This is a genomic window from Kitasatospora sp. NPDC059973 (genome assembly GCF_042737525.1).
Taxonomy (GTDB): Bacteria; Actinomycetota; Actinomycetes; order Streptomycetales; family Streptomycetaceae; genus Kitasatospora.
In genome coordinates, this window is sequence record NZ_JBHWUI010000092.1 from 18670 (window position 1) to 35077 (window position 16408).

At 73.0% G+C, this 16408-nt stretch carries 11 protein-coding genes, 1 tRNA gene and 1 pseudogene; 8 read left to right on the forward strand and 5 right to left on the reverse strand.

Going from position 1 to position 16408, the window contains the following annotated elements; translation table 11 throughout:
* Window positions 1–8: 8 nt before the first annotated feature.
* Window positions 9–629, reverse strand: a complete 621-nt coding sequence (grpE, locus tag ACFWA9_RS24000; RefSeq protein WP_329488713.1) for a nucleotide exchange factor GrpE — start codon at window positions 627–629, stop codon at window positions 9–11.
* Entirely contained in the window at window positions 626–2464 is a 1839-nt protein-coding gene (dnaK, locus tag ACFWA9_RS24005; protein ID WP_329488712.1) for a molecular chaperone DnaK, read from the reverse strand. Before dnaK ends, grpE begins: the two co-directional genes overlap by 4 nt.
* A 292-nt stretch (window positions 2465–2756) precedes the next feature.
* On the opposite strand from dnaK, the gene ACFWA9_RS24010 reads away from it, so the two are divergent.
* From ACFWA9_RS24010 to ACFWA9_RS24025, 4 genes and pseudogenes are all read left to right on the forward strand, one after another.
* Window positions 2757–4982: a heterodisulfide reductase-related iron-sulfur binding cluster gene (locus ACFWA9_RS24010; RefSeq protein WP_352288438.1), complete on the forward strand. Its 2226-nt coding sequence runs from the start codon at window positions 2757–2759 to the stop codon at window positions 4980–4982.
* A 403-nt stretch (window positions 4983–5385) separates the two neighbouring features.
* Window positions 5386–6459: pseudogene (locus ACFWA9_RS24015) on the forward strand (sugar phosphate nucleotidyltransferase); the annotation flags it as partial.
* Window positions 6460–6657: 198 nt separating this feature from the next.
* Complete coding sequence (locus tag ACFWA9_RS24020; RefSeq protein ID WP_380389638.1) at window positions 6658–7683, forward strand: YIP1 family protein; 1026 nt, start codon at window positions 6658–6660, stop codon at window positions 7681–7683.
* A gap of 193 nt (window positions 7684–7876) precedes the next feature.
* Window positions 7877–8767 carry a metal-dependent hydrolase gene (locus tag ACFWA9_RS24025; RefSeq protein ID WP_352288433.1) on the forward strand — a complete coding sequence of 297 codons (891 nt, stop codon included), beginning with the start codon at window positions 7877–7879 and terminating at the stop codon, window positions 8765–8767.
* A gap of 91 nt (window positions 8768–8858) precedes the next feature.
* Here the strand turns inward: ACFWA9_RS24025 and dcd are convergent, their stop codons facing one another.
* Both dcd and ACFWA9_RS24035 read right to left on the reverse strand, forming a co-directional pair.
* A complete protein-coding gene (gene dcd / locus ACFWA9_RS24030) occupies window positions 8859–9434 on the reverse strand; it encodes a dCTP deaminase (protein ID WP_329488708.1) in 576 nt (191 codons plus the stop codon).
* 71 nt (window positions 9435–9505) lie between these two features.
* The gene (locus ACFWA9_RS24035; RefSeq protein ID WP_329488707.1) at window positions 9506–9727 is read right to left on the reverse strand and encodes a hypothetical protein; all 222 of its coding nucleotides are present in this window, start codon (window positions 9725–9727) and stop codon (window positions 9506–9508) included.
* Window positions 9728–10006: 279 nt separating this feature from the next.
* Here ACFWA9_RS24035 and ACFWA9_RS24040 point away from each other — a divergent pair.
* Both ACFWA9_RS24040 and ACFWA9_RS24045 read left to right on the forward strand, forming a co-directional pair.
* Window positions 10007–10077 (forward strand) — tRNA-Gly (locus ACFWA9_RS24040).
* Between the two features lie 193 nt (window positions 10078–10270).
* Window positions 10271–12316, forward strand: a complete 2046-nt coding sequence (locus ACFWA9_RS24045; protein ID WP_380389641.1) for a histidine kinase — start codon at window positions 10271–10273, stop codon at window positions 12314–12316.
* A 71-nt stretch (window positions 12317–12387) separates the two neighbouring features.
* On the opposite strand, the gene ACFWA9_RS24050 is transcribed toward ACFWA9_RS24045, so the two are convergent.
* Window positions 12388–12996 carry a response regulator transcription factor gene (locus tag ACFWA9_RS24050; protein ID WP_329488698.1) on the reverse strand — a complete coding sequence of 203 codons (609 nt, stop codon included), beginning with the start codon at window positions 12994–12996 and terminating at the stop codon, window positions 12388–12390.
* A gap of 85 nt (window positions 12997–13081) precedes the next feature.
* On the opposite strand from ACFWA9_RS24050, the gene ACFWA9_RS24055 reads away from it, so the two are divergent.
* Complete coding sequence (locus ACFWA9_RS24055) at window positions 13082–13816, forward strand: ABC transporter ATP-binding protein (RefSeq protein WP_380389643.1); 735 nt, start codon at window positions 13082–13084, stop codon at window positions 13814–13816.
* Window positions 13813–16314 carry an FtsX-like permease family protein gene (locus ACFWA9_RS24060; protein ID WP_380389645.1) on the forward strand — a complete coding sequence of 834 codons (2502 nt, stop codon included), beginning with the start codon at window positions 13813–13815 and terminating at the stop codon, window positions 16312–16314. The genes ACFWA9_RS24055 and ACFWA9_RS24060 overlap by 4 nt, the downstream gene beginning before the upstream one ends.
* Window positions 16315–16408: the final 94 nt, after the last annotated feature.

Consider the following 16408-nt stretch of genomic DNA (forward strand, 5'->3'; position numbering starts at 1 on the left):
ACGGGTTGTCAGCTGTCCGCGCCACCGTCAGCCTTGTCCGACTCCGCGGACTTCGCCGACTCGGCGTCCGGCGCGGAGGTGGTCTGGGTGCCCGGCTGGGGCTCCGCGACCGCCACCATCGCCGGGCGGATGATCCGCTCGCCGATCCGGTAGCCGGGCTGGAGGATCTGGACGCAGGTGTCCTCGGTGACGTCCGAGGAGTAGCTGTGCATCAGCGCCTCGTGCATGGTCGGGTCGAAGGGCTCGCCCTCCTTGCCGAACTGCTGGAGGCCCAGCTTGGCCACGACCGTCTCCAGCGACTCGGCGACGGACTTGAAGCCGCCCGTCACCTCGCCGTGCTCGCGGGCCCGGCCGATGTCGTCCAGCACCGGGATCAGGGACTCCAGGATGTTGGAGACCGCGATCTCGCGGACCGTCAGACGGTCCCGCTCGACCCGCTTGCGGTAGTTCTGGTACTCGGCCTGAAGGCGCTGGAGGTCGGCGGTCCGCTCGGCGAGCTGCTTGGCGGCGGCGTCGCCCGCGGCACCGGTGGTGTCACCGGCTGCCGCGGCCTCCTCGGCGGCCTCGATCACGGCCTCCTCGGCGGCGGAGTCGTCGCCGGGCTCAGCACCCTGCGGCTTCTCCGTCATGCCGCACCGCCCTTGGGCTTCTCGTCGTCCACGATCTCGGCGTCGACGACGTCGTCGTCCTTGGCGCCGGCGGCGTCACCGGCCGGCGCGGCACCGGCGGCGTCGGCGTTGGCGTAGAGCGCCTGGCCGAGCTTCTGGGCGGTGGTGGAGACCTTCTCGGAGGCCTCGCGGATGGCCGCGATGTCCTCGCCCTTCAGGGTCTCCTTGAGCTCGCCGATGGCGGTCTCGACCTCGGTCTTGACATCGGCCGGGAGCTTCTCCGCGTTGTCCGCGATGAACTTCTCGGTCGAGTAGACGAGCTGCTCGGCCTGGTTGCGGGTCTCGACCGACTCGCGGCGCTTGTGGTCCTCCTCCGCGTACTGCTCGGCCTCGCGCATCATGCGCTCGATGTCGTCCTTCGGCAGCGCGGAGCCGCCGGTGACGGTCATCTTCTGCTCCTTGCCGGTGCCGAGGTCCTTGGCACCGACGTGCATGATGCCGTTGGCGTCGATGTCGAAGGTGACCTCGATCTGGGGCAGGCCGCGGGGGGCCGGCGGGAGACCGGTCAGCTCGAACATGCCGAGCTTCTTGTTGTACGCGGCGATCTCGCGCTCGCCCTGGTAGACCTGGATCTGCACGGACGGCTGGTTGTCCTCGGCCGTGGTGAAGATCTCCGAGCGCTTGGTCGGGATCGTGGTGTTGCGCTCGATCAGCTTGGTCATGATGCCGCCCTTGGTCTCGATGCCGAGGGACAGCGGGGTGACGTCGAGCAGCAGGACGTCCTTGACCTCGCCCTTGAGGACACCGGCCTGGAGCGCGGCGCCGATCGCGACGACCTCGTCCGGGTTGACGCCCTTGTTGGCGTCCTTGCCGCCGGTCAGCTCGCGGACGAGCTCGGCGACGGCGGGCATCCGGGTCGAGCCGCCGACCAGGACCACGTGGTCGATCTCGGACAGCGCGATGCCGGCGTCCTTGATGACGTTGTGGAACGGGACCTTGCAGCGCTCCAGCAGGTCGGAGGTGAGCTGCTGGAACTGGGCGCGGGTGAGCTTCTCGTCCAGGTGCAGCGGGCCCTCGGCGGAGGCCGTGATGTAGGGCAGGTTGATCGAGGTCTCGGAGGACGAGGACAGCTCGATCTTGGCCTTCTCGGCGGCCTCGCGCAGACGCTGGAGGGCCATCTTGTCCTTGGACAGGTCCACGCCGTGGCCGGCCTGGAAGACCTTGACCAGGTGGTCGACGACCTTCTGGTCCCAGTCGTCACCACCGAGGTGGTTGTCACCGTTGGTGGCCTTCACCTCGACGACCCCGTCGCCGATCTCCAGCAGGGACACGTCGAAGGTGCCGCCGCCGAGGTCGAAGACCAGAATGGTCTGGTCGTCCTTGTCCAGGCCGTAGGCCAGGGCGGCCGCGGTGGGCTCGTTGACGATGCGCAGGACGTTGAGGCCCGCGATCTCACCGGCCTCCTTGGTCGCCTGGCGCTCCGAGTCGGAGAAGTAGGCCGGGACGGTGATGACGGCGTCGGTGACCGTCTCGCCCAGGTAGGCCTCGGCGTCCCGCTTCAGCTTCTGCAGCACGAAGGCGCTGATCTGCTGGGGGTTGAAGTCCTTGCCGTCCAGGTTGATCTTCCACCCGGTGCCCATGTGGCGCTTGACCGAGCGGATGGTCCGGTCGACGTTGGTGACCGCCTGGCGCTTGGCGACCTCGCCGACCAGCACCTCGCCGTTCTTGGCGAAGGCCACGACGGACGGCGTGGTCCGCGCACCCTCGGCGTTCGTGATGACGGTGGGTTCGCCACCCTCAAGGACGCTGACGACCGAGTTCGTCGTACCGAGGTCGATGCCGACCGCGCGTGCCATCGTTGGTACCTCCACGGAAGAGTTGAGCTTTACAGGCTCAAGGATGCACGACTCGGCGGAGGGCGTCAACAGCTATGAGTCCCAGTGGCTCAACTTTGCTGAGCCGAAAATCGCGCCGACCCGCCGGAAGGCGTGGTGCGCCGGGCTCGCGTGACTGCCGCCATACCTTGAGCATCTTCTGGAGGAGTGTTGACGGGCGGTAATGTCCGGGCCGTCGGCCCGGCAAGTTACCGACGAGTACACTCGCACGCGTAGAAACTCTCACCAGGAAGCCGCAGGAGACGGAGAGCCGATGCAGCTAGCAGCGATCGTCATCTCGCTGGTCACGTTTGTGATCGGCACCGCGCTCGCCGCCCGTGCGGCGATGTACATCTTCAAGGTGGTGCGGACGGGCCAGTCCGACCCCACCAGATTCGGCGTGCCCGCCCAGCGGGTGAAGACCGTGGCGGTCGAGTTCGTCGGCCACACCAGGATGAACCGCTGGGGCGTCGTCGGCATCGCGCACTGGTTCGTCGCGGTGGGCTTTTTCACCCTCGGCCTCACCCTGCTGACCGCCTTCTTCCAGCTGTTCGACGCCGAGTTCGTGCTGCCGGTGCTCGGCGGCTGGCTGCCGTACGAGCTCTTCACCGAGCTGGTCGGCACGCTGACCACGCTGGGCATCGCGACCCTGATCGTGATCCGGCTGCTCAGCCTGCCGTCGCGGTCCGGCCGCAAGTCCCGGTTCGCCGGCTCGATCGCCTGGCAGGCCTTCTACGTCGAGTACACGATCCTCGGCATCGGCCTCTGCATCATGATCCTGCGCGGCCTGGAGGGCGCGCTGGAGAACGTCGGCTCGTACGAGGCGAAGTACCTGATCTCCTACCCGCTGGTGCTGGCCTTCAAGGGCCTGGCGCACGGCACGCTGGAGAACCTGATCTACCTCTTCGCGATGCTGAAGATCTGCATCTCCTTCGCGTGGGCGATCACCATCGGCATCAACCCCTCGATGGGCGTGGCCTGGCACCGCTTCCTCGCCTTCTTCAACATCTACTTCAAGCGCGAGGAGGACGGCGGCACCGCGCTCGGCGCCCTGCGGCCGATGACCAGCGGCGGCGCCCCGATCGACTTCGAGGACCCGGCCGACGACGCCGTCTTCGGCGTCTCCCAGGTCGAGCACTTCTCCTGGAAGGGCATCCTCGACTTCTCCACCTGCACCGAGTGCGGCCGCTGCCAGTCGCAGTGCCCCGCCTGGAACACCGGCAAGCCGCTCTCGCCCAAGCTGCTGATCATGAGCCTGCGCGAGCACGCCTTCGCCAAGGCGCCGTACCTGCTCGCCGGCGGCGGCAAGGACATGGAGGGCGAGGAGCGCGCCACCGCCGAGCAGCTGGCCGGCGTGCCCGCCGAGGCGCTCGCCGAGGCCGAGCGCCCGCTGATCGGCACCGCCGAGGAGGGCGGGGTCATCGACCCCGACGTGCTCTGGTCCTGCACCACCTGCGGCGCCTGCGTCGAGCAGTGCCCGGTGGACATCGAGCACATCGACCACATCGTCGACATGCGCCGCTACCAGGTGATGATCGAGAGCTCCTTCCCGACCGAGGCCGGGACGATGCTCAAGAACCTGGAGAACAAGGGCAACCCGTGGGGCATGGCCACCAAGGCCCGCCTGGACTGGGTCAAGGAGCTGAAGAAGGAGACCGGCATCGAGGTGCCGGTGATCGGTGAGGACATCGACCCCGCCGAGGTCGAGTACCTCTACTGGGTCGGCTGCGCCGGCGCCCTGGAGGACCGCGCCAAGAAGACCACCAAGGCCTTCGCGGAGCTGCTGCACACCGCCGGCGTGCAGTTCGCGATCCTCGGCAAGGAGGAGTCCTGCACCGGTGACTCCGCCCGCCGCCTGGGCAACGAGTTCCTCTTCCAGATGCTCGGCGCGCAGAACGTCGAGACCCTGAACGCGGCGCTGGAGGACGCTCCGAAGAAGCGGATCGTCGCCACCTGCCCGCACTGCTTCAACACCATCGCCAACGAGTACCCGCAGCTGGGCGGCCACTTCGAGGTCATCCACCACACCCAGCTGCTGCAGCACCTGATCGACGAGGGCAAGCTCGTCCCGGTGAACCCGGTCGAGGGCCTGATCACCTACCACGACCCCTGCTACCTGGGCCGGCACAACAAGGTCTACAGCCCGCCGCGCGAGATCATGGACAAGGTCCCCGGTCTGCGCCAGCAGGAGATGCACCGCCACAAGGAACGCGGCTTCTGCTGCGGCGCCGGTGGCGCGCGGATGTGGATGGAGGAGCGCATCGGCAAGCGGATCAACACCGAGCGCGTGGACGAAGCGCTGTCGCTCAACCCCGACATCGTCTCCACCGCCTGCCCGTTCTGCCTGGTGATGCTCTCCGACTCGGTCAACGGGAAGAAGAACGAGGGCGCGGCCAAGGAGCACCTGAAGGTGGTCGACGTCGCCCAGCTGCTGCTCGACTCGGTGAAGGCACTGCCGCCGGCCGAGCCGGCGGAGCCGGCGGAGACCGTCGACGCCTGACCGGTGACGCCTGACCGGTGACGGTCGGCCCGGTGCCTCCGGCCCGAGGGCGGTCGGCCCGGCCCACGACCGCCCGGCTGTTCGACAGTTCTGCTACAACTGCCCGGCCCGGTGGGTGCGACGAGCGCCCGCCGGGCCGGGCTTTTCACCGGGCTCCGGTGCGGCTCGCACCCGGTTTTCCACCGGACTTGGCGCGGCGTTCTCCGGAGCGCCGCGCGGTGGGCGGGACGCCAACCGCCCGCCCGCCCGACCGGGCCCGGGTCGGAAGGAAATACAGTAGGCGCCGGACCGGCTCTGTGCCGGTCGACCCGTGCCGGCCGTCCGGACGGGTTTCCAGACCACTGACGGAGGTATCGGCCCGCCGGGCCGGGCCGCGGAGACCACAAGGGGAACAGCGCAGACCATGACCGAGGCGATCATGCTGGTCGGTGGTAAGGGCACGCGACTGCGTCCGCTGACCACCCACACTCCCAAGCCCATGCTGCCCGTGGCGGGCGTCCCGTTCATCGCGCACCAGCTGGCCCGCGCGGCCGCGGCCGGGGTGACCCGCGTGGTGCTCGCCACCTCCTACCTGGCCGAGGTCTTCGAGGACCACTTCCAGGACGGGACGCCGTACGGCATCGAGCTGGTCTACCTGACCGAGCGGGAGCCGCTCGGCACCGGTGGCGCGATCCGCAACGCGGCCTCCGGGCTGACCTGCGGCCCCGACGAGCCGGTCCTGATCTTCAACGGGGACATCCTGTCCGGCGTCGACATCGCGGCCCTGCGCGACGGCCACGTGGCCGCCGGGGCCGACGTCACGCTGCACCTCACCCGGGTCGAGGACCCGCGCGCCTTCGGGCTCGTCCCGACCGACGAGGACGGGCGGGTGCTGGAGTTCCTGGAGAAGCCGGAGACGCCCGAGCAGATCGTCACCGACCAGATCAACGCCGGCTGCTACGTCTTCACCCGCTCGGTGATCGACCGGATCCCGGCCGGGCGCGAGGTCTCCGTCGAGCGCGAGACCTTCCCCGAGCTGCTGGCCACCGGCGCGCTGCTGCGCGGGGTGGTCGACACCTCGTACTGGCTGGACCTCGGGACGCCGGCGGCCTTCGTCCGCGGCTCGGCCGACCTGGTCCTCGGCAAGGTCGACTCCCCGGCCGTCCCGGGCCCCACCGGTGACGCCCTGCTGCTGCCCGGTGCCACCGTGCACCCCGGCGCCGTGCTGAGCGGCGGCACCGTGGTCTCCGCGGGCGCGGTGATCGAGGCCGGCGCGATCGTCGAGGGCAGCGTGATCCTGCCCGGCGCTTCCATCGGCCCGGACACCCTGGTCAAGGACTCGATCGTGGGCGCGTACGCGACCGTCGGCGACCGGACGGCGCTGGACGGCGCGGTGATCGGCGACGGCGCGATCGTCGAGTCGGACAACGAGCTGCCGAACGGCATCCGGGTCGCCTGCGGCACGCTGCTGCCGGTCGGCGCCGTCCGCACCTCGGCCGGCCCGGGCGGCTGCCCGGCCGGTGCCTCGGCGGCCGCGGCGGTGCACGCGCCGGCCGTGAGCGCGCAGCGGTAGGACCCGCCCGACACGGCGCCCCCGGGCCCCGCCCCGGGGCGCCGTCGTCACAGGCTCGCTGCAAACCGGCTCCGGCTCGGTGCCCGACCGACGCGGAGTCGGCCGGACGGGTACCTTCGGAGCGTGGCTGGTAATCGATACGACAGCGGTCAGGGCGCCGACCCCCGTGGCGGGTGGTCGGCTCCTCCCCCCTCGGCGGGGGCGCCCGGGGGGCACGGGCAGGCGGACGGTCCGGAGTACTTCACCGCTCCGCACCGGGGAACGGCGCCGCGGCCGGGGGCGCCGTCCCCCGGTGGGCACGGCGGTCCCCAGGCCGGCGGGTACGACCCGTACGCGGCCGACCAGCCCGGGCACACCCGGGCCTTCCCGACCGGCGGCGACCCGTACGCGGGCGAGCCGTACCCGCAGCAGGGGTACCCGGCGGAGTACGGACAGCAGCCCTACCCGCAGGGGTACGAGCAGGGCTACGAGCAGGGTTATGGCCAGGGCTACGACCGGGGGCACGACCAGGGCTACGACCAGGCCTACGGCCACGGCCAGGACGGTCAGCCGGACAACGTCGCGGTGTACCGGGCCGGCGGCCAGGCCGCCCCGCACGCCACCGGCCCGCGCCCGCGCTGGCGCGAGCTGCTGACCGGGATCTTCCGCAACCCGACGGCCACCTTCGACCGCACCCGCGACCACCAGGTCTGGCTGCCCGCGCTCACCGTCTCGCTGCTGTACGGCGCGCTGGCCGTGCTGGGCATCGGCCTGACCCACGACGACGTGGTCAACTCGACCTTCACCAGCGCGCTCACCGCGATGGTCGTCGCCGCGATCGGCTTCACCGTGGCCGGTGCCACGCTCGGCGCGGTCACCTACGCGCTGGCCCGCCAGTTCGGCGGGGACGGCCCGTGGAAGTCGACGGTCGGCCTCGCGGTGCTGATCGGCTGGACGACGGACGCGCCCCGGCTGCTGCTGGCGCTCGTGCTGCCGTCCGACAACCTCGTCGTCCAGGTCGTCGGCTGGGCCACCTGGCTGTTCTGCGCCGTCCTGCTGACCACGATGGTCCGCCGGGTGCACGACCTGCCGTGGGGCAAGGCGGCCGGCGCCGCCGCGCTCCAGCTGCTGGCGCTGCTGGTGCTGATCAAGCTGCCCACCCTGGGCTGATCAGCCGCCGTCCCGCTCCTGGGTCTCCTTCCTGGCGGTCCCTTCCGGCCGGTCGGCCGGTCCGTTCCCGGCCGAGGAACCGGGGAAGGCGCGGCGCGGGCCCGGGGGAGAATGGTCGACGGGCCCCGCCTGCGGGGCCCGTTCCGCTTCCACCACCCTCACGTCCACCACCCTCACGCGCACGGAGCCAGGCATGACCCTCCCCACCACCCACGTCAGCTTCCCGGCCGGGGCGGTGACCGGCGAGTCCCCGGTGCTCGCGGTGCACCCGCTGGACGGCGGCCGCCACGCGGTCGTCACCGCGGCGACGCCGTTCCACCCGCTCGACCACACCTGGCCCGACCAGCCGGCCGACCTCGGCACCCTGACCGTGGACGGCACCGAACTGGCCGTCGTCGACTGCCTGACCGGTGCGGTGGGCCCGGACGGCGGCGCGCCGCTGGTCGGCGCCGACATCCCGGTCCGGCGCGGTGACGAGGAGTGGTCCTGGCTGGTCCTGCACGTGGTCGAGGGGGCCCCGGAAGGGCTCGTCGGCAAGACCGCGGCGCTCGCCGTCGACCCGGGCCGGCGCGCCGCCCTCTGCGCCTCGCACAGCGGCTGCCACCTGCTCGCGCTCGCCCTGAACGCGGCCCTCGCGCCGCGCTGGCGCAAGGACCCGGGCCGCGCCGACGCCTTCGGCAACCCGGACTTCGACAGCCTCGCGATGGCGAGCTCCGTGATGGACACCGAGGCGAGTACCGACACCTACCGGCTCGGCAAGTCGCTGCGCAAGAAGGGCTTCACCGCCGAGGCGACCGACGAGTTCCCGGCCCTCGCCGACGCCCTGCCCGACCTCACCGAGGCGGTCAACCGGCAGCTGGCCGCCTGGGTCGCCGCCGACGCGCCGGTCCGCATCGACGTCCCCGGCCCCGAGCTGACCGCCCGCCGCCAGTGGCACTGCGAGCTGCCCGAGGGCGCCGCGCAGATCTCCTGCGGCGGCACCCACCTGCACCACCTCGGCGAGCTGGCGGCGCTCCGCACCGAGCTGCGGCTCTCCGAGGACGGCAGCGAGCTGGTCGCCGTCACCCGCCCCGAGCGGGTCTGAGCACCACCGGGAACGCCGCGGGCGGCCACCCCTCGACGGAGGGGTGGCCGCCCGCTGTGCGTGCGCTCGGTGTGCTCGGGACCGTCCGGGCTCAGATGTCCGTGCGGTGGAAGTTCAGGTAGGACCGGGACGGCGTCGGGCCGCGCTGGCCCTGGTAGCGCGAGCCGTACCGCGCCGAGCCGTACGGGTGCTCCGACGGCGAGGAGAGGCGGAACAGGCAGAGCTGCCCGATCTTCATCCCCGGGTAGAGCTTGATCGGCAGCGTCGCGACGTTCGACAGCTCCAGCGTGACGTGCCCGCTGAAGCCGGGGTCGATGAAGCCGGCCGTGGAGTGCGTCAGCAGGCCGAGCCGGCCCAGGCTGGACTTGCCCTCCAGCCGCGAGGCCACGTCGTCCGGCAGCGAGATGACCTCGTAGGTCGACGCCAGCACGAACTCGCCGGGGTGCAGGATGAACGCGTCGTCGCCCTCCGGCTCGACCAGCCGGGTCAGGTCCGGCTGCTCCTCGGAGGGGTCGATGTGGGGATACCGGTGGTTCTCGAACACCCGGAAGAAGCGGTCCAGTCGCACATCGATACTGGACGGCTGGATCATCGCGGGGTCGAACGGGTCGATCACGACCCGGCCCTTGTCGATCTCGGCCCGAATGTCCTTGTCAGAGAGCAGCACGCTCCGAGGTTACGTGCACGACGGGGCCCCGGACGAATCGTCCGGGGCCCCGTCCGTCCTGGTACCCGCCCTCAGGCGAGGAACTCCGCGGCCTCCAGCCGCATCGCCCGGGCCAGTTGCGGCGCGGACAGCTCCCGTACGTCGGCCAGCACCGAACTGCGCATCCGCCCGCACTGCGGGCAGCGGATCAGCCGCCCGGGCCCCAGCCGGCCCGGCCCGAGGTTCTGCATCGGGAACGTGGTGGTGCTGAACAGGTGCCCCTCGGCACAACGAACGACGGCGCGCTGCTCCATCGGTCCCCTTCCCATCCTTACCCCGGTACTCACCCGTACTCTTCGCACCCCGAACGGCCGAGCCTTCGGGACAGCGTCACATTAGGGGATGTTCCGGACATTCCGCAGGATGGCTCGCCGCCCCGGAACCCACCCGCCGGAGCACTCTCACGCGGCCCACACAGTACGCCTCCACCCCCGCCCCGGGCGGCTCCGCCACGACCCCGGGCCACCTGTGCAACGGGCGTCACGGATGGGGTACAGTGGGCGCAGATCGAGCGGTCTCTGACGGCTCATCAGGCGGGCGTAGTTTAATGGTAGAACATGAGCTTCCCAAGCTTATAGCGCGAGTTCGATTCTCGTCGCCCGCTCTTCATGGCGAAACCGCAGGTCTTCGGATCTGCGGTTTCGCTGTTTTTCGGGGCGGATTCGGGGCGGGACCAGAGCTGCCGGCTTGATCGGGTTCCGCGTAGCATGCGCCGGGTGGCGGGGGTGGATGTGGGGGCGCGGGCGGGGTGGCCGGCGCGGGGGCTGGTGGGGGCGGCGGCTGCCGCGGTGGCTTCGGTGCACCTGTTGAAGGGGCTCGCGCGGGTTCCGGGGGAGCCGGAGGCCGGGGTGGCCGTGGTCGTGGCGTGCGTCGTGCTGGTGGTGGTGCAGCTGCGGCACAGTTCGTCGGCGGTGCGGCGGGTGCTGGGGGTGGTGCCGCCGGGGGTCGGGACGGCGGTGGAGCTGGCCGTCGGGTACGTCGCGGTGCTGGGGTTCGGGGTGTCGGTCGGGTTGCTCTGTCTCCCGGCCGCCTCGTTGCTGCTGGAACGGCGCCGGGTGCTGGTGCCGCTGTTCGGCGCCTCCGCGGCCCTGATCGAGCTGGTGCGGTCGGGCAGTGTGCGGGACGCCGTCGACATGACGCTCATCGTCGCGATCGGCGGCGTGATGCTGTACGCCGTCACCACGCTCGCGCTGTTCGCGGCACGGGTGCACGCGGCCCGGCTCGCGCTGGCGGCGGCCGCGGTGACCGGCGAGCGGCTGCGGATCGCGACCGGGCTGCGGAGCGGGCTCGCCGAGGGGTTGGAGGAGGTCCGCGATCTGGCGCTCCGGGACGATCCGGGCGTCCTGGCGGACCTCATCGGCGCGGCGCGGCGGACCTTGGCGGCGACCCGGGCCACGGCGGCGGAGCTGCGCAGCCTGTCGCTGGCCCCCGAGGCGGCGAGCGCCCGGGCGCTGCTGGCGTCCGCGGGCATCACCGCGGACCTGCGGGTCGGGCACTCGGAGCCGCTCGGGCCGGCCGGGACGGTGCTGGCGGCGGTGCTGCGTGAGGCGGTCACGGCGGTGGTGCGGGTCGGTGACGCGCGGCGGTGCGAGATCGTCACCGGGGAGCGGGCCGGGCAGGTGGTGCTGCGGGTGGTCAGTGACGGCGTGCCGACGGCCGCGCTCGGCGCCGATCTGCTCGACGGCCTCGCCGACCGGGTCCGCGAGGTCGGCGGTCGGCTGACGGCCGGTCTGGAACCGGACGGGCGCTTCGCCGTCGAGGCGGCGGTCGCGGCCACGCCCGCGCCGGCGGACGCGGCCGACCCGCCCGAGCTGCGGACCGTGCTCGGCCTGTACCTCCTCGTCCTGGGCACCTTCTTCGTCAAAGCCGTGCTGCTCGTCCCGGTGCCGCTGCTCGCGCTCGGGGCACCCTGCCTGCTGGTCTTCTGCCTGCTCCAGATCCGCTTCGCGACGCAGGACTCGCCGCGCCACGCCCGGCTGGTGCTGCTCGCCTCGGCGGTGATCGCCCTCGTTCCGCTGCCCTGGTCCGGGCGGAACTGGATCGGCGCGGTCGGCATCCTCGCGGGTGCGCTGCTGTTCGCCCTGCCGCTCCGGGCCGGCGCGGCTCTCGCCGTCGCGGCGGCGGTGGCCGGCGGTGTGCTCACCGGCGGCGGGCCGGTGCCCGTGCTGCTCGCCGTCGTCGACGCCCTGATCACCTGCGTCGTGGTCTACGGCGTCCTGCGGCTGGCCCGGCTGGTGCGGGAGCTCCAGCGGGCGGGAGCGGGGCTGGCCCGTGCCGCGGTGGTGACCGAGCGCCTGCGCGCCGCCCGCGACCTGCACGACCTGCTCGGCCACGGACTGACCGCGATCCTGCTCAAGGCCGAGCTGGCCCGGCGGCTGGCGGCCACGGACGCCGACCGCGGCCGGGCCGAGCTGCGGGACATCGTGCGGCTGGCCGAACGCGGCGAGACCGAACTGCGGACGGTGGTGAGCGACAGCCCCCGGTTGTCCTTCGAGGCCGAACTCGCCTCGGCCGCCGGGGTGCTGGAGGCGGCGGCGATCACGGTGGAGGTCGACGACGTCCCGGTGCCGCCGGCGGCCGGCGCCGTGCTGAGCGTGGTCCTCCGGGAGGCGGTCACCAACATCCTGCGGCACAGCGCCGCCCGCCACGCGCGCATCGCCACCTCGGTGGCCGGGGACGCGGTGCGGCTGGAGGTGGAGAACGACGGGGCGCCGGACGGCGTCAGCGCGCCCGGCTCCGGGATCGGCGGGCTGACCGTCCGCCTCGCCGCGATCGGCGGCACCCTGGCGGCCGGTCCGGACGACGGCTGGTACCTGCTGCGCGCCGAGGTGCCCGCGGGCTGAGGCCGGTGCTGCGTGGGGCGTTCACCGCGGGCTGACGCCCGGAGCGCCGGGGGAACGGGCGGGCGCGGCGGCTACAGCCAGCCCGCCTCACGCGCGATGCGTACCGCGTCGGTCCGGTTGCGGGCGTTGAGCTTGCCGACGACCGCGGTCAGCACATTGCGGACCGTCCCCGTCGACAGGTGCAGCCGCGCCGCGATCTCCGGCGGCTCGGCGCCCTCGGCCAGCTCCCGCAGCACGTCGTTCTCCCGCGGTGTCAGCGGGTTGTCCGCGAGGTCCCAGGCCGCGACGGCGAGCCCCCGGTCGAGCACCCGGCCGCCGCCGGCCACCTGCCGGATCGCCGCCACCAGTTCCTCCGGCGGGGCGGTCTTCAGCAGGAAGCCGTCGACCTTGGCGTCCAGGGCGCGGCGGAGCAGTCCGGGGCGGCCGTTCGAAGTGAGCATCAGGGTCCGGCAGTTCGGCACCTTCTCCTTCAGTGCCGCGGCTGCCTGGAGACCGTCGGTGCGCCCGGGCATCTCGATGTCGAGCACCGCGACGTCGGGCAGGGCGACGAGGGCGCGCGGCACCACGTCGTCGGCCGAGCCGGCCTGGGCGACGACCTCCAGGTCGGGCTCCAGCTCCAGCAGCGCCACCAGCGCGCCGCGCACCACGTGCTGGTCCTCCGCCAGCAGGAGTCTGATCATGCGACGACCCTACCCGTGACGATGTCACGGGTCGCTCGTGATCCGGTCCCTGGGCCGGGAGTTCGCGGCTCGGCAGGCTGGAGGCATGAGCGAAGCGATCACGTTGGAAGCTGTGAGCAAGGTGTACGGCAAGGGGCGGGGCGCGGTCGCCGCGCTGCGCGAGGTGACGGTGCGGCTGCCCAAGGGCGGCTTCACCGCGGTGATGGGGCCCTCCGGTTCGGGCAAGAGCACCTTCCTGCACTGCGCGGCCGGGCTGGACCGGCCGAGCTCCGGAACGGTCCGGCTGGGGGACACCGACCTGTCGCGGCTCAGCGAGACCAAGCTGACCGAACTGCGCCGGGAGCGCGCGGGGTTCGTGTTCCAGTCGTTCAACCTCGTCCCGTCGCTGACCGTCGAGCAGAACATCACGCTGCCGCTGCGCCTGGCGGGCCGCCGGACCGACGCGGCCCGGCTGGCCGCGCTGGTCGGGCGGGTGGGGCTGCGGGAGCGGACCGGACACCGCCCGGGTCAGCTCTCCGGCGGCCAGCAGCAGCGCGTCGCCATCGCCCGGGCGCTGATCTCGGACCCCGAGGTGCTCTTCGCCGACGAGCCCACCGGCGCCCTGGACACCATGACCGCCCGTGAAGTCCTGACCCTGCTCCGGCAGACCGTCGAGGAGCTCGGCCAGACCATCGTCATGGTCACCCACGACCCGGTCGCCGCCTCCTACGCCGACGAGGTGCTCTTCCTGGCCGACGGCCGGGTCGCCGACACGATGTCCGCGCCGACCGCCGCCAAGGTCGCCGACCGCATGATCCGCCTGGGAGCGTGGAACCGATGATGTTCAGCTTCGCCGTAGCCACCCTCCGGCACCGCAAGGCCGGATTCGCCGGGGCCTTCGTCGCCCTGTTCTGCGCCGCCGCGCTGGTCTGCGGCTGCGGGACGCTGCTGGCCACCGGGCTGCTCGGAGGCGTCCGGCCGGAGCGCTACGCGGCCGCGCCGATCGTGGTCGCCGGGGACCAGGACGTCCACCAGGTCCAGAACAAGGGCAAGGGGAAGGTCAAGGAGAAGGCCAAGCCGATCGCCGGCCGGGCCTGGGTACCCGCCGCGCTCGCCGACCGGATCGCGGCGCTGCCCTCGGTGCGGTCCGTCAGCACCGAGGTGACGTTCCCGGTGCTGCTGCCCGGCGGCCCCACGGCGAACTCCTGGGGCCACGGCTGGGAGTCCGCGCCGCTGGCCGGCCTGACCCTGGCCTCGGGGACCGCGCCGTCCGCCGCCGACGAGGTCGTGCTGGACGCCGGCACGGCCGCCCGGACCCACCTCGCCGTCGGCTCCACCGTGCGGGCCCGCACCGCCGGGGAGACGCTGACCGTGCGGGTCGTCGGCGTCACCGCCCAGGTCTTCGACGCCCAGGCCGGGGTGTTCTTCGCCCCCGAGCGGGCCCGGCAGCTGGCCGGCCACGACGGGCTTTTCAGTGCGATCGGCGTGTTCCCGGCGGCGCCCTCGGCCGCCGCCGACGTCGCGGCCCTGCTCCGGAGCACCCCGGCCGGCACCGTCGCCGCCACCGGTACGCAGGGCGCCCCGGTCGCCCTCGCCCGGACCGGCGACGACCGCGGACCGGCGGAGTTCCCCGACGCCGCCAACGCCCAGGTCCGACTGGTCAGCATGGGCGGTGTGCTGGGCGGCACGTCCCTGCTGGTCGCCCTGCTGGTCGTGGTCGGCACCTTCGGCCTCTCGATCCAGCAGCGTCAGCGCGAGATCGCGGTGCTGCGCGCCGTCGCCGCGACCGGTCGACAGGTCCGCAAGATGATCGGCGGCGAGGCGCTCGCGGTGGGGCTGGCCGCCGGGGTGCTGGGCGCCGCCGCCGGCCTGCCGCTGGGCAGTTGGCTCCGGGACCGGTTCGTCGCCCTGGACGTGATCCCCGCGAACCTCCCCGTGGTGCTCTCCCCGTTCCCCGCGATCGCCGCCGCCGGCGCCACCCTGCTGGCCGGCTGGGGCGCCGCCCGGATCTCGGCCCGCCGGGCCACCGCGATCAAACCGGTGGAGGCCCTCGGCGAGGCCGAGATCAAGCCGCCCCGGCCGGGCTGGGCGCGGATCGTCCTCGGCGTCGTCGCGGCCGTGGGCTCCGTCGTCCTCACCGCCGTGCTCACCGTGCTGCACTCGGACCAGGCCTCCACCCCGGCCTGCTTCGTCGCCGTCCTGCTCTGGTGCACGGCGCTGTCCCTGCTCGGCCCGCTGGTGGCCCGGGCCGGGGTCGCGGTGCTGGGCCTGCCGCTGCGGGCGTCCCGGGTCGGCGGCTACCTCGCCGCCCACAACCTGCGGGCCGCCGCGCACCGGCTGGCCTCGGTGGTCACGCCGCTGACCCTGCTGGTCGCGATGGCCTGCACCATCCTGTTCACCCAGACCACCGTGGACGGCGCTGCGGGTGCGCAGCGCGACCGCGGCAGCGTCGCCGACTTCGTGGTCGGGCCGCGCGTCCCCGCCTCCGCCGCCGCCTCGGTCGCCGCCGTCCCCGGCGTGCGGACGGTGACCCGGGTGCTGCACACCCAGGTCCGCGACGGCCTGACCAAGCGCAGCGTGCAGGCGGTCACGCCCGAGCGGCTGACCGACACCCTGGACCTCGCGGTGACCGCGGGCGATCTCGGCGCGCTGGCGGACGGCACGGCGGCGGCCGCGGACGGGCTGGGCTACCGGCTCGGCCAGCGGGTCCGGCTCACCCTCGCCGACGGCACCCCGGCCGAGGTCACCGTCGTCGCCCTGTACGCCCGGGGCCTGGGCTTCGGTGACCTGACGCTGGCGCACGGCCCGGTCGCCGCGCACGTCGACGTCCCGCTCGACGACAACCTGCTGGTCCGGGGCGAGGGGGTCTCCCGGGAGGCGCTGGCCTCGGCGCTGCGGGCCGAGCCCGGCATCGGCGTCCTGGACCGCGCCGCCGCGCAGTCCGCGGGCAACCGGGTGAGCGCCCAGATCGGCTACGTCACGCTCGGCCTGATCATCGCCTTCGTGGCGATCGCCGTCCTCAACACCCTCGCGATGAGCATCACCGACCGCCGCCAGGAGTTCACCGCGCTGCGGCTGATCGGGACCACCCGCCGCCAGGTCCGCCGGATGCTCGGCTGGGAGACCGCGGCCTCCGTCGTGATCGCCACCGTGCTCGGACTCGGGATCGCCTTCGCGGTGCTCACCACCTACGCCCAGGGCATCACCCGGGGGACGGCCGGGGTCGCCGTGCCGGTGGGGCAGCTCGTGATCGTCGTCGCCGGCGCGGCCGCGCTCGCCGCGGTGGGCACCTGGCTCCCGGCCCGGGTCGCGCTGCGGGCCGGGGAACGGGCGGCCTGAGCGGGCGGCTCCGAGTGGTCGGCCCGGGCGGACGCCCGGTACGGCGGGACCTCCGGGGACGCCCGAGGACGCCGCAGCCGCAGGTCACCCGACC